Consider the following 12,827-nt stretch of genomic DNA (forward strand, 5'->3'; position numbering starts at 1 on the left):
GGCGCGTTCCTACCTGACACCCGCGCGCGGGTGGCAGACCATCTGGCGGACCCTGGCGAACCCTGGCGAATAGTCGCGGGGCCAATGTCAGCGGGATTAGTGTCGAACCAGCCGAGGAACCTGGGGGCTTGACGTGGGCAATGAAGCCAACACCCGACTCGCGGATCTGTTCGGCCTCACCGGCTGGTCCAAAGGAGAACTCGCACGACTGGTCAACCGGCAGGCGGCGGCCATGGGCCACCCGCAGCTGGCGACCGACACCTCGCGGGTGCGCCGTTGGATCGAAACCGGTGAGTCGCCGCGCGAACCCGTGCCGAAGGTGTTGGCCGCGCTGTTCACCGAGCGTCTCGGCCGTGTCGTGACCATCGAGGATCTCGGGTTCGACCGGCGCCGGCAGACGGGAAAGAGACAGACCGGAGACGGCCTCCCGTGGCCGCCGGAGCGAACCGCCGCGGTCCTCACCGAATTCACGGGAATGGACCTCATGCTCAACCGACGCGGTCTGGTGGGCGCGGGCGCCGCGCTCGCCACCGGCTCCGTACTCAGCAGTGCCATGCACGACTGGCTGCACTCCGACCCGGTCCTCGCGGCCGACGCGCCAGTCCTCGACAATCCCCTCACCGTCAGTGCCGCCGCCGACCCGGCCGCCTTCGACCGCTACGAGGCGGTCCCGGTCGGCTCCCAGGAGATCGAGTCACTGGAACGCTCGGTCGAGGTGTTCCGGGCCTGGGACTCCTCACGCGGCGGCGGTCTGCAGCGCAAGGCGGTGGTCGGCCAGCTCAACGAGGTGGGCGGCATGCTCTCCTACCGGCACCCGCCGCACCTGCAGCGCAGGCTGTGGGGTGTGGCGGCCAACCTCGCGGTGCTCGCGGGCTGGATGTCGCACGACGTCGGCCTGGAACCCACCGCCCAGAAGTACTTCGTGATCGCCGCACACGCCGCCAGGGAGGGCGGCGACCGGCCGAGGGCGGGCGAGGCGCTGTCCAGGGCCGCCCGCCAGATGGTGCACCTGGGCCGGCCCGACGACGCGCTGGACCTGATGAAGCTCGCCAAGTCCGGTTCGGGCGAGGCCACGCTGCCGCGCACCCGCGCCATGCTGCACACCATCGAGGCGTGGGCGCAGGCGTCCCTGGGCCGCGGCCAGGCCATGCGCAGGACCCTGGGCGAGGCCGAGGAGATGTTCGTCTCCGACCGGGGCGACGTACCACCGCCGAGCTGGATGCAGAACTTCGACGAGGCGGATCTGCACGGCATGCAGGCGCTGGCCTACCGCACGCTCGCCGAGCACGACCCGTCGGCGGCGTCCCAGGCGCAGGTGCACGCCAAGCAGGCGCTGGAGCTGCGGTCCGGCGGTCACGAGCGGTCGATGATCTTCGACTACCTGTCGCTGGCCTCGGCCTGCTTCATCGCCGACGACCCGGAGCAGGCCGACCGCTACGCGCGGATGGCGCTGCTCACCATCGGCGAGACCTCCTCGCACCGCACCTGGGACCGGCTGCGCGAGATGTACCGGCTCACCGGCCGGTACTCCGACTACCGCAACATCCAGGACCTGCGGAACGAGATCGAGACGGCGCTGCCGCCGAAGGGAAGGAAGAACCCGGTGCGTTTCCGTTCGGTGTGAGGGCGGCCCGGCCTGCCGCCGAACGGGCCGGACAGATCGCACACCACAGCCGTTCCAGCCATGCGTCCAGGTGTCCGTACCGGTGCCTTGAAGGTGCCGTGCGGGTGAGCCGTCGGGTCTGCGCCCGGCTCAGGCGATCCTGGCGACCAGGACGCAGGCGTCGTCCTCGCGCTCGGGGGTGCCGAACTCCTCCGCCACGATCCGTACGCAGTCCTGTGCGGACCTGGCGCGGGCGAACAGCGGTGCCATGGCCAGCAGTCGGCCGGCGCCGCTGTCGGCACCGTCCGAGAGCGTGGAGCGGCGTGGCACCAGGCCGTCGGTGTGCAGCACGAGCAGGTCGCCCGGGGCCAGTTGCTCCCCGGCCTGGCCGTACTGCGCGCCGGAGGTGGCGCCGAGCAGCACGCCCTCGGGCGATTCCAGGGCGCGCCCCGCTCCGTCGCGGAACAGCAGCGGGGCGGGGTGTCCGGCCTGGGCCCAGTGCAGCATGCGGGTGGCCGGTTCGTAGCGGCAGCACAGGGCGCTGCCGAGCGCGGGCTGCGCCGAGGTGTCGAGCAGTTCGTTGAGCCAGCCCATCAGCGGGCCGGGCTGGAGACCGGCGACCGCCATGCCGCGCAGCGCGCCCAGCAGCATCGCCATACCGGAGGTGGCCGCGACCCCGTGTCCTGTGAGGTCGCCCACGGTCAGTAAGGAGGAGCCGTCGGGGAGCTGCAGCGCGTCGTACCAGTCGCCGCCGATCAGCGCGCTGGTGGCGGACGGCAGGTAGTGGGCGGCCAGGTCCATCGTGGTGGGCCCTCCGTCCTGCGGGAAGCGGAGGGTGCCGCGCCACGGCGGGAGCACCGCCTCCTGCAGCTCGACCGCGAGCCGCCGCTCGGTCTGCGCGATCTGCCGCTGCCGCTGCAGCGAGTCACGTGTCTCGCGCAGGGTCCGCTGGCTGCGCCGCAGATCGCTGACGTCACGCAGCACCGCCCACATGGACACGGTGTCGCCGTCGGAGCCGAGCACCGGCTCGCCGACCATGTGCACGGTGCGCACCGAGCCGTCGGCGCGGACGATACGGAACTCGCCGTCGATCGGCCGTCCGTCGACCAGGCAGCCGGTGACCATCTCGGTGAGCAGCTGCTGGTCCTCGGCGAAGAGCCAGGAGGGCAGCTCGTCCAGGGTCAGCGGTCCGTCGACCGGGCTGCGGCCGAAGATCCGGTACAGCTCGTCCGACCACTGCGCGTCATCGGTGAGCAGGTCCCACTCGGCGCTGCCGGCCCGGCCGAGCGCGCCGACGGCGGCGGCGCCCGGCGCGGCGTGCGCGGAGCCGAGGTCCGCGAGCAGCAGATCGCCCTGGTCGTCGTCCTCGAGGCCGTCCCTGAGCTGGCCGAGGTGGACGTCCACGTCGTCGAGCTGGTGCACGGCGAGATCGCACAGCGCGCGCTGCCAGCGCAGCTGCGGGTCCTCGGCGGCGGCCGCGCTGTCCCGCAGCACGGAGTCGACCCGGGTCCTGAGCTGACGCGCCTGGGAGATCAGGGCGTCCACCGCACCGGGATCCGGTGGCTGCGCGGAATCGTGATCCGCGTGCGTGGGGAACGGCATGACGCACTCCGAACGTGTCTGCTGGCAGGCGTTGGACGGCCGTGGCGGACGGAAGGACCGGTTACGACTGTTGCACAGTGAGCGATGGGCCGTAAGGGTTTCCGCGATACCCGATCCGGTGGTGCTTGCGGCATATGCCAAATGCCCAGCTCACCGAAGCAGGGTGGCCGGTAACCGTCCTGCAACCGCCCGGAAGCGACATCCCGCCCAGGAATCGGTAGGCTGCCGCCGCCCGTCCCCACGGAATCCCCGCCGCCACCGGGCATGAAACGCCCGGTGGCCGGTAAGGATGCCGGGCACCGGTAGCGGAAATCCCGTTGCCATGGAACCCCCCGCACCGGATGCTGACCTCATGTTCGACCCAGACATAGCGCCCAGTGGATCCCTTCTCGGCCTCCTCCAGCGAGGACGCGGGGACGGGCCCCTGCACGCCCTGGCGGCGCAGCGGGCGGAAGCCCTCGCCGCTCTGGAGCAGTGCGTTCTGCGCGACCCCCGCCTCGACTGGCGGGTGGAATCGCGCTCCCTCTACTACGCGCGCCTGTATTCGGACCTCGAAGGCCCGCTCGACGGGATCGAACAGCACCTCTTCCACACCGACGACCTGCTCACCCCGGACGAGCACCGGTGCGGCCTCGCCCTGTCGGTTCTCGGCCACCTCGCCGGGTACGGCCGCCGCGACGCGCTGCACCTGCTGCGCCGCTACGCCACCACCGGCGGCTGCTGGGAATGGGCCCTCGACGAGCTGGCCGTCCGCGACGACGAAGCGGGCCTGCGCTCCCTCGGCCCCGCCATCGTCGCCCGCTTCCCGCGCACCCCCGAGGGCGACGCGGAACTGGCGCGCGCGGTCCGCGAGGCGTACGAACCCCGCCCCTGGCAGATCTGGGCCGAGGACAGCTCCCAGCCCGGCACCGCCCGGCGGGTCGGCAAGGCCACCGAACAGGTGTCGTTCGACCGCTGGCAGCGGCAGATGCGGCCCGCAGGCCCGACCCCCGGGTGGAGCGTCGGCGCCGTACTGGAATGGGCGCAGCAGGGCCTCACGCAGTACCCCGCCGTGGAACGCGACCAGGCAGCCGCACGCTGTCTGACCGCGGTCGCCGGCCCCGAGGACCGGCCCGAGCTGCTGGCCGCCGCGCTCGACGGCCCGTCCGCCGCCCGCGCCGCGGCGCTGCGCCATCTCGTCGACCGCCGCGACCCGCGGCGCCTGGAGCTGATCGAGACCGCCGCCGCGGGCACCGACGAACTCGTCGTACGCGCCGCGCTGGAGTCCTTCGAGCGGTTGAACGACGACGAGGTGCTGGCCCGCGCCCTCGACTGGGCCGCCCGCACCGACGCGCTCGGCTCGGCCGCCGCCCGCATCCTGGCCCGGCACGGCGACCCCGCCTCCACCGAGGTGGCCGACCTCGTCCTGGGCGCGCTTCGCCGCACCGTGCAGACCGGCGGCGCCGACGCCGACGGGCTCGCCGCGCTCGTCGAGGGCGTGGGACGCCTCGTCGAGTGCCGCGCCGCGCCCGTGCTGCGGCACCTCTACCGTGAGACGTCCTCCTCGCAGCTGCGCGGCACCGCCGCCCGCGCGCTCGCCGTCGCCGACCCCGGATTCGCCGCGGGCTTCGCCGTCGAGTGCCTGTGGGACTGCGAGGAGAGCACCAGGGAACTGGCCGCGCACCGGGCCACGTCGGGCGATGTCAGGGTGCTCGCCCAGCTCCGCAGACTGGCCGCCGACCCGGCCGAGGAGGCCGAAGTGCAGACCGCCGTCCGCGGCCGCTTGAGTTCCGGCGGTTCTGCCAGGTGAACCGGCGTGTCCAGAAGCTCATGGGGCGTTCCGCATCTGGAAAGATCCACGTGGCCCTGACAACTCTCAGTACGGCGACAACCTCGGTATGCGAGTCGCCATCGTCACCGAGTCCTTCCCGCCCGATGTCAACGGAGTGGCCCACTGCGCGCTGCGCACGGCCGAACACCTCGCCAGGAACGGCCACGAGCCCCTGGTCGTAGCGCCCGCCGGGCCGCACGACCAGGAAGCCGACCTGGACCCCTGCCCCGTCGTCCGCGTCCCCTCCCTGCCGCTGCCCGGCTACCCGCAGGTGCGGGTCGCGCTGCCGGGCCGCCGTACCGCCGCCGCCATCACCGCCCACCGCGCCGACCTCGTCCACCTGGCGAGCCCCTTCGTGCTGGGGGCGCGCGGCCTGGCCGCCGCCACCCGGCTGCGGATCCCGGCCGTCGCCGTCTACCAGACCGACCTGGCCGGATACGCCCGCACCTACCTCAACGCCGGTGAGGCCGCCGCCTGGCGCCGTATCCGCGCGGTGCACAGCGCCGCCGCCCGCACCCTCGCCCCCTCCACCGCCTCCGTCACCGCGCTCAGGGACCAGGGCGTGCCTCGCGTCCACCTGTGGCCGCGCGGTGTCGACTCCGTACGCTTCCACCCCGCCCGGCGGGACGAGGCGCTGCGCCGCGAACTCGCCCCCCGCGGCGAGCTGATCGTCGGCTACGTCGGCCGGCTCGCCCCCGAGAAGCACGTCGAACTCCTGGCCGGGGTGTGCGAACTGCCCGGTGTCCGGGTGGTCGTGGTCGGTGACGGGCCCAGCGCGCCCGGTCTGCGCGGCGCCCTGCCCGGCGCGGTCTTCCTCGGCCGCAGGACCGGCGCCGACCTCGCCCGGATCTACGCCAGCCTCGATCTGTTCTGCCACACCGGCCCGTTCGAGACCTTCTGCCAGACCGTGCAGGAGGCCATGGCCAGCGGCGTCCCGGTGATCGCGCCCGCCGCGGGCGGCCCGCTCGACCTCGTCGGCCACGGCCGCACCGGCCTGCTGGTGCCCCCGGTCGACGCCCTCGCCGTCCGCGCCGCCGTCCAACTCCTGCACGCCGACCCGAGGTTGCGCGCCCGGTACGGCGCCGCGGCCCGGGTCGCGGTGGCGGAACGCACCTGGGAGGCGGTCGGCGACCAGCTCCTGCGCCACTACGAGCAGGTCATCGGGGAGCGGGAGGCGGCAGCGGCATGAACGCCTTCCTCTACGACGGCCCGCCGCGGGACGACGCGGAACGCGGCCTGCGGATCGTCCGGCTCGCCAACTTCGTCACCCCGGTCTCCGGCGGCCTGCGCACCGCGCTGCGCCACCTCGGCGAGGGATACGCGGCGGCCGGCCACGAGCCGGTGCTGATCGTGCCCGGCGCCACCGCGTCCGACGAACTCACCGGCCAGGGACGGGTGATCACCCTGCCGGGCCCGGAGATCCCCGGCACCGGCGGCTACCGGGTGCTGGCCCGCCGCGCCCCCGTCGAGGCGGTGCTCGCCGACCTCGCCCCCGACCGCCTGGAGGTCTCCGACCGCACCACACTGCGCTGGACGGGGGAGTGGGCCCGCCGCCACCGGGTACCGGCGGTGATGGTCTCCCACGAGAGCGCCGACGGCGTGCTCGGCACCTGGGGCCTGCCGTCCGGGCCCGCGCGCGGCGCTGCCGACGCCCTCAACCGCCGTACCGCGCGGGCCTACACCCGCGTGGTGTGCACCACCGCCTGGGCCGCCGCCGAGTTCGAGCGGATCGGCGCCCGCAACGTCGTCCGCGCCCCGCTCGGCGTCGACCTCGACGGCTGGCACCCCTCCGCCGCGGACCCGCGGCTGCGCGAGCGGTACGGGCACGGCGCCGCCGTCCTGCTGGTGCTCTGCTCTCGGCTGTCGCCGGAGAAGCGGCCGGGCACCGCGCTGGAGACCCTGGCGTACCTGCGCGGCAGCGGCGTCGACGCGGCCCTGGTGGTCGCGGGCGAGGGGCCGCTGCGGGCCCGGCTCACCACCCAGGCCAGGTCGGCCAGGCTGCCGGTGACCTTCCTCGGCCATGTGCCGCGGCGGGCCGACCTCGCCGCACTGCTGGCCACCGCCGATGTGGCGCTGGCCCCCGGCCCGGTCGAGACCTTCGGCCTGGCGGCGCTCGAAGCGCTCGCCTGCGGCACGCCCGTCGTCGCCAGCGCCCGCTCCGCGCTGCCCGCGCTGATCGGCCCGGCGGGAGCGGCCGCCGACACCCCGCAGGAGTACGCGGGCGCCGTCCAGCGGCTGCTCGCCACCCCGGCGGCGGCGCGCCGCGCGCTGGCCCGTACCCGGTCCGAGCGGTACACCTGGCCCGCGGCGGTCGCCGCCTTCCTCACCGCGCACCGGGCGTCGGCCACCGTGCTCCCGTCCGGTGACGGGGTCGACGGCCCGCGGGGCGCCGCCGGTTCGACCGACGCCGGAGTGGGGGCGCCGTCGTGAGCGGCGCCTCGCCCCGCCCGCGGTTCGCCGTGCTCGGCGACTCCCTCAGCGAGGGGGTGGGCGATCCGCTGCCGGGCGGCGGGTGGCGCGGCTGGGCGGTGCTGCTGGCCGAGGGGCTGGCCGCCGCGCCCGGCGACACCCAGGTCCTCAACGCGGCCCGCAGCGGGGCCCGTACCGCCGACGTCGCGGGACGGCAGCTCGAAGCCGCCCTGCGCCACCGCCCGCACCTGGCCTCCGTGGTCGTCGGCGGCAACGACACCCTGCGCGGCGGCTTCGACGTCGCCGCGCTCGCCGGGGATCTGCACACCGCGCTCGGCGCCCTGCGCGCCCAGGGCGCCGAGGTGCTGACCGCCTGCCTGCCCGACCCCGGTACGGTGCTCGGTCTGCCGTGGCCGCTCGCCCGGCCGCTCGGCCGCAGGATGCGGGCGGTCAACGACACCGTCCACGCCCTGTCCGACCACCACGGCGCCCTCCATCTGCACGCCGCGCGCAGCCCGTGGGCGGCCGGGCCCGGCACGCTCAGCGCCGACCGGCTGCACCCCAGCGAGACCGGGCACCGCCTGCTCGCCCATGACTTCCACACCCTCCTCGACGCGGCGGGGCTGGCCGCGGGACCCGCGCCCCGCCTCGATCCCGACGGCCCGCCGCCCGGCCGCGGAGCCGCCGCCTGGTGGCTGGCCACCCGCGGCACCCGGTGGATCGCCGACCGCTGCACCGACCTCCTGCCCGACCTGCTCCGCCTGGCCTCCACCGAACTGCGCCACCAACGCCTGGGCACCACCGCCGTCCTGGAGGAGGACTCCCGCCGAGCCACCGTCGCCGCCCTTGCCGCCCTCAAACTCCACCAAACCCGCCCGGCACCCCGCCCCGCGGGCAGCCCCCAGTCCTGAGCGGCACCTCTGGCCCCGGCGCTCAGCGGGGGCGTATGGGCCCTGGGGCCTGGGCGGGAGGGGCGCCGCGTCGGCCGCGCTGGGGCTCCCGGCAGAGGCCTCCGGCGCTCAGCGGGGGCGTACGGGCCGGAAGCGGATTGGTGTGCCCGGTGGAGCCTGGGCGGCGGCGGGGAGGGCCGCTCGCGGGACGACGCCGATCACCGGGTAGCCGCCGGTGGTCGGGTGGTCGGCGAGGAAGACGACGGGGCGGCCGTCCGGGGGGACCTGGACGGCGCCCAGGACCATGCCCTCGCTGGGCAGTTCACCCCGCCGCGCCCGGGCCAGCCGCGGGCCGAGCGTGCGCAGCCCGATCCGGTTGGAGTGCGGCGAGACGGTGTACGCGCCGGTGGCGAGCGTGGCCAGCGCGCCGTCGGTGAACCAGTCGGCACGCGGCCCCGGCGCCAGCGGCAGCACCAGTACGGACACCGGTCCCGGACCGGCCGGCACATCGGTGGCCGCCGTACCCCCGGTGGCAGGGCCCACCGGCAGCGTGTCACCCGCCGCGAGCGGCGCCGGACCGAGCCCCGACAGCAGATCGGTCGCGCGGCTGCCGAGCACCGGCTCCACGTCGACACCGCCGGAGACGCCGACATAGCCGCGCAGTCCGCAGGTCGCCGTGCCCACGTCCAGCACCGCCCCCTCCGGCACCCGCACCGGCGCGCCCCACGCGACGGGCCGGCCGTCGACCCGTACCGGGCACGGCGCACCCGTCACCGCGACCACCAGCGGGCGTGACGGGCGCAGCGCGCAGCCGTCGAGCGTGGTCTCCAGCGTCGCCGCCGTCGCGGGGTTGCCGACCAGCCGGTTCGCCAGCCGGTGCGCGGGCCCGTCGAGCGCCCCGGAGTGCGGGACACCGAGGTGCGCGTAGCCGGGGCGGCCCAGGTCCTGCACCGTGGTGAGCGCCCCCGGGCGTACGACGTACAGGCTCATCGCTCCTCCGTGAAGCGCACCCGGGTGCCGGGGGAGAGCAGCGCGGCGGGCTCGCGCCGCGGGTCCCACAACGCCGCGCCGGTCGTGCCGATCACCTGCCAACCCCCGGGCGACGACCGCGGATACACCCCGGCGTACGGCCCGGCCAGTGCCACGGCGCCCGCGGGCACGGCGGTACGCGGCTCCGCCCGGCGCGGCACGTGCAGCCGCTCCGGCAGCCCCGTCAGATAGCCGAAGCCCGGCGCGAAGCCGCAGAACGCCACCCGGAAAGGCGTCGCCGCCACCACCCCGGCCACCTCGCCGGGGGCCACACCCCACAGCCCGGCCACCTCCGCGAGATCGGGCCCGTCGAAGCGCACGGCGATCCGCACCTCCGTACCCTCCTCCGCGGCCACCGGCGGCACGTCCCACCCGGGAACCCGCTCGGCGAAGCGGCCCGGCTCCGCCAGCCCGCTCACCAGCACGGTCCGCGCGGCGGGCACGATCTCGGTGACGCCGGGCAGCTCGCCCGCGGCCCGGCGCCGCACCAACTCCGCGTGCAGCGCCTCGGCCTGGGCGCCGGTCTCCGTCTCCAGCAGCACCGCCGACTCCCCGGCGGGCAGCACCCGCAGCGGCAGCCTCACGCGAACGCCTCGACGCGCAGGCCCGCCGCCTCCAGCTCCCGCCTGACGCGGGCCGCGAGCGCCGCCGCGCCGGGGGTGTCGCCGTGGACGCACAACGAGCGGGCCGGGACCGCGACCCGCTCGCCGGTGGCCGCCGTCACCACCCCGTCCCTGGCGATGCCCACCGACCGCGCGACCACCTCGTCCGGCCCGTCGAGCACCGCCCCCGGCTCACCGCGCGGCACCAGGGTGCCGCCCGCGGTGTAGGCCCGGTCGGCGAACGCCTCCTCGACCGTACGCAACCCCGCCCGCGCCGCCGCCGCCAGCAACTCGCCGCCCGGCAGCCCCAGCACGGGCAGCCCGCCCGCGAGCACCACGCCCGCCACCACCGCCGCTGCCTGCTCCGCGTCACGCACCGCCCGGTTGTAGAGCGCCCCGTGCGGCTTCACATAGACCACCGCCGTCCCCGCGGCGCGGGCGAAGACCTCCAGCGCGCCGATCTGGTACGCCACCTCCGCGGCGAGTTCGTCCGGCGGCACGTCCATCGCGCGGCGCCCGAAACCGGCGAGGTCGCGGTACGACACCTGGGCGCCGATCCGCACCCCGCGCTCCGCCGCCCGCTCGCACACCCGCCGCATCGTCGCCGGGTCGCCCGCGTGGAAGCCGCACGCCACGTTGGCGCTCGTCACCACCGACAGCAGCGCCTCGTCGTCCGTCAGCCGCCAGCGGCCGAATCCCTCGCCGAGGTCCGCGTTGAGATCGATGACCGCGCCCGGGATGACCGCGCCCGCCATGGTGAACCGCCCGTCCTCGTCCGCGTACCCGCCCGTGTGAGACCGGTGGTGACCGGTGACCCGTCCACGATCATGGCAGAGCGGACCGGCGACCGGAGTCGTGCCCGCACCGTGACGATCCGTGCCGTTTCGGTCCTTGTCGGTGCCACCGCCTAATGTGTGGGGCGTGACCACCACCATCCCGTACTCGCTGCCGGGCGCCGCCCGGCCCGCCCCGGGCCCGGCCGCCGACGAGGGCCTGGCCCGTCGGCTCAAGGCGCTGGCCTGCACGGCGCCGCTGCACGACCTGGACGCCCGCAAGGCGAACCTGGCGGGCGAGTACTCGGTGTACGCGATGGCGGAGGTCGCGCTCGCCGCGATCGATCTGGTCACCCTCAACATGGACTTCGACACCGGAGCCGACCACGACCAGATAGTGGCCAGACTGCTGCCCCGGGTCGCCGCCCAGGCCCCCCGGCGCGACCCCGCCGAGCACGAGCGGGTCGCCCGCTGGGTGCTGGAGAACCTGATCAACGTCGGCAGCGCGGACCGCGGATTCCGCGCGGTGTACGGCACGTTCGGCCCCGACGGCGGCTATGTGCGGCGCGACTACGACTTCAAGCTGATCGAGGAGGTGCCGGGGCCGGGCGGCAGCGTCTATCTGCGCACCACCGACGAGGCCGTCAACGTCCTGGTCGGCGCCCTCGACACCGACGTGACCAGCGCGCAGATCGCCGCCGAGGTCAAGCTGGAGGTGCTGATCAGCCGCGGGCGGCTGGCCGACGCCCAACTCGCCGCGGAGCAGGCCCGCTACCGCACGGTGCAGTACGCGGAGACGCTCCGCCGCACCCTGGAGGCGACCCGGCGCAATGTGCGGGCCGTCGACTGGCTGCGGGCCGTCCCCGACATGATCGCCGAGGCGCTCGACCATGTCGCCGACCGGTACCGGCATGAGAACGCGATCCTCACCAACATCCGCAAGGCGCGCGACGAGGCGGAGGAGCCCGAGCACAAGCGGCGGGCCGCCGAGCTGGTCGACATCGTCAAGGACTGCATCCGGCGGCACACCCAGCTCCAGTCCCGGCTGCTGGAGGCCGGACCGCTCTTCCGCGCCGAGCAGGACCGGCAGGCGTTCGCCGCGCCGCCCGCCCGCGCCGGACTCGACCTCTACGGGCAGCTCATGGCGCCCGTGCTGCCGGTCCCGGTGGAGCAGGCGTCCAGGGTCACCGACGCGTTCTTCGCCCGTGGCGCGGGGCTGCGCACCCCCGCGGCGGTCCGCGTCACCGACCTCGTCGAACTGCTGCTCACCCCGCCGCTGGAGCGAGAGCACCTCGGGGCGGAGATGCCCGAGCCCGATCTCGTGGCGACGCCGGACGACAGCCGGTTCAGCGACGAGCAGCTCGAATCCGCCCTCGACCTGCTCGACCTGCCGCACGACGCGCCCCGACGGCTGTCGGGACTGCTCGCCGACGCCCGGCGCCGCGACCCCGAACTGCCCTACCTCCTCGCCCTGCTGGCCATCCACGCCGCCAGCCCCCCGGTCGGCACCGCCTACCGCCAGGGCGAGCAGCGCCTGCTCTTCGCCGTCGACGACGGCACCCCCCTCGACGACCCCGAATTCGGCGGCGCCGACCTCATCCTCGGCACCGCCCACCTGGACACCACCACCATGACCGCCGCCCGCCAGGACCCCTCATGAAGCGGCCCCCGACCGCGGCGATCAGCCCACCACCGCCCGGCCGCACCACCACCGCGACCCGCCCCGGAGCTGCCGTACCGTCGTGCGGTCCTCGGCCCGGGCAGGGCATTGTTTCCCGCCGCCGCGGCGCGCAGCCGAGACATGCGTGTCCGGCGGTGCCGGGCCGTGCCCGGCTCACGCGCCCGGCGCCGGCCGCGTACAACCGCCGCGGAGTCGCCGTACCGTCGTGCGGTCCTCGGCCCGGGCAGGGCATTGTTTCCCGCCGCCGCGGCGCGCAGCCGAGACGTGGGTGTCCGGCGGTGCCGGGCCGCGCGCGGCTCACGCGTCCGGCGTCGGCCGCGTACAACCGCCCCGGAGTCGCCGTACCGTCGTGCGGTCCTCGGCCCGGGCAGGGCATTGTTTCCCGCCGCCGCGGCGCGCAGCCGAGACGTGGGTGTCCGGCGGTGCCG

10 protein-coding genes are annotated in these 12,827 nt (G+C 75.5%); 6 read left to right on the forward strand and 4 right to left on the reverse strand.

What is annotated here, in order from left to right; all coding sequences use genetic code 11:
- Positions 1-133: 133 nt before the first annotated feature.
- Positions 134-1,624 carry a hypothetical protein gene (locus tag AB0M29_RS08685; protein WP_365380933.1) on the forward strand — a complete coding sequence of 497 codons (1,491 nt, stop codon included), beginning with the start codon at positions 134-136 and terminating at the stop codon, positions 1,622-1,624.
- A 129-nt stretch (positions 1,625-1,753) separates the two neighbouring features.
- Here the strand turns inward: AB0M29_RS08685 and AB0M29_RS08690 are convergent, their stop codons facing one another.
- A complete protein-coding gene (locus AB0M29_RS08690) occupies positions 1,754-3,205 on the reverse strand; it encodes a SpoIIE family protein phosphatase (protein ID WP_365380936.1) in 1,452 nt (483 codons plus the stop codon).
- A gap of 352 nt (positions 3,206-3,557) precedes the next feature.
- Between AB0M29_RS08690 and AB0M29_RS08695 the strand changes: the two genes are divergently transcribed.
- From AB0M29_RS08695 to AB0M29_RS08710, 4 genes are all read left to right on the forward strand, one after another.
- Positions 3,558-4,994, forward strand: coding sequence for a HEAT repeat domain-containing protein (locus AB0M29_RS08695; protein WP_365380938.1), 1,437 nt, complete (start codon positions 3,558-3,560; stop codon positions 4,992-4,994).
- A gap of 88 nt (positions 4,995-5,082) precedes the next feature.
- On the forward strand, positions 5,083-6,204 hold the full coding sequence (locus AB0M29_RS08700; protein WP_365380941.1) for a glycosyltransferase family 1 protein: 1,122 nt from the start codon (positions 5,083-5,085) through the stop codon (positions 6,202-6,204).
- Positions 6,201-7,445, forward strand: a complete 1,245-nt coding sequence (locus AB0M29_RS08705) for a glycosyltransferase (RefSeq protein ID WP_365380943.1) — start codon at positions 6,201-6,203, stop codon at positions 7,443-7,445. Before AB0M29_RS08700 ends, AB0M29_RS08705 begins: the two co-directional genes overlap by 4 nt.
- Positions 7,442-8,335, forward strand: a complete 894-nt coding sequence (locus AB0M29_RS08710; RefSeq protein WP_365380945.1) for an SGNH/GDSL hydrolase family protein — start codon at positions 7,442-7,444, stop codon at positions 8,333-8,335. The genes AB0M29_RS08705 and AB0M29_RS08710 overlap by 4 nt, the downstream gene beginning before the upstream one ends.
- Positions 8,336-8,443: 108 nt before the next feature.
- Here the strand turns inward: AB0M29_RS08710 and AB0M29_RS08715 are convergent, their stop codons facing one another.
- Genes AB0M29_RS08715 through AB0M29_RS08725 form a run of 3 tightly spaced genes read right to left on the reverse strand, consistent with a single transcriptional unit; the run spans position 8,444 to position 10,700 of the window.
- Positions 8,444-9,304 carry a biotin-dependent carboxyltransferase family protein gene (locus AB0M29_RS08715; protein ID WP_365380948.1) on the reverse strand — a complete coding sequence of 287 codons (861 nt, stop codon included), beginning with the start codon at positions 9,302-9,304 and terminating at the stop codon, positions 8,444-8,446.
- Positions 9,301-9,921, reverse strand: coding sequence for an allophanate hydrolase subunit 1 (locus tag AB0M29_RS08720; protein WP_365381042.1), 621 nt, complete (start codon positions 9,919-9,921; stop codon positions 9,301-9,303). The genes AB0M29_RS08715 and AB0M29_RS08720 overlap by 4 nt, the downstream gene beginning before the upstream one ends.
- A 2-nt stretch (positions 9,922-9,923) precedes the next feature.
- Positions 9,924-10,700 carry a 5-oxoprolinase subunit PxpA gene (locus AB0M29_RS08725; protein ID WP_365380950.1) on the reverse strand — a complete coding sequence of 259 codons (777 nt, stop codon included), beginning with the start codon at positions 10,698-10,700 and terminating at the stop codon, positions 9,924-9,926.
- Positions 10,701-10,866: 166 nt separating this feature from the next.
- Between AB0M29_RS08725 and AB0M29_RS08730 the strand changes: the two genes are divergently transcribed.
- Entirely contained in the window at positions 10,867-12,378 is a 1,512-nt protein-coding gene (locus AB0M29_RS08730) for a hypothetical protein (protein WP_365380953.1), read from the forward strand.
- Positions 12,379-12,827 lie beyond the last annotated feature (449 nt).

Source organism: Streptomyces sp. NPDC051976 (genome assembly GCF_040680795.1).
In the GTDB taxonomy this organism is placed as follows: Bacteria; Actinomycetota; Actinomycetes; order Streptomycetales; family Streptomycetaceae; genus Actinacidiphila.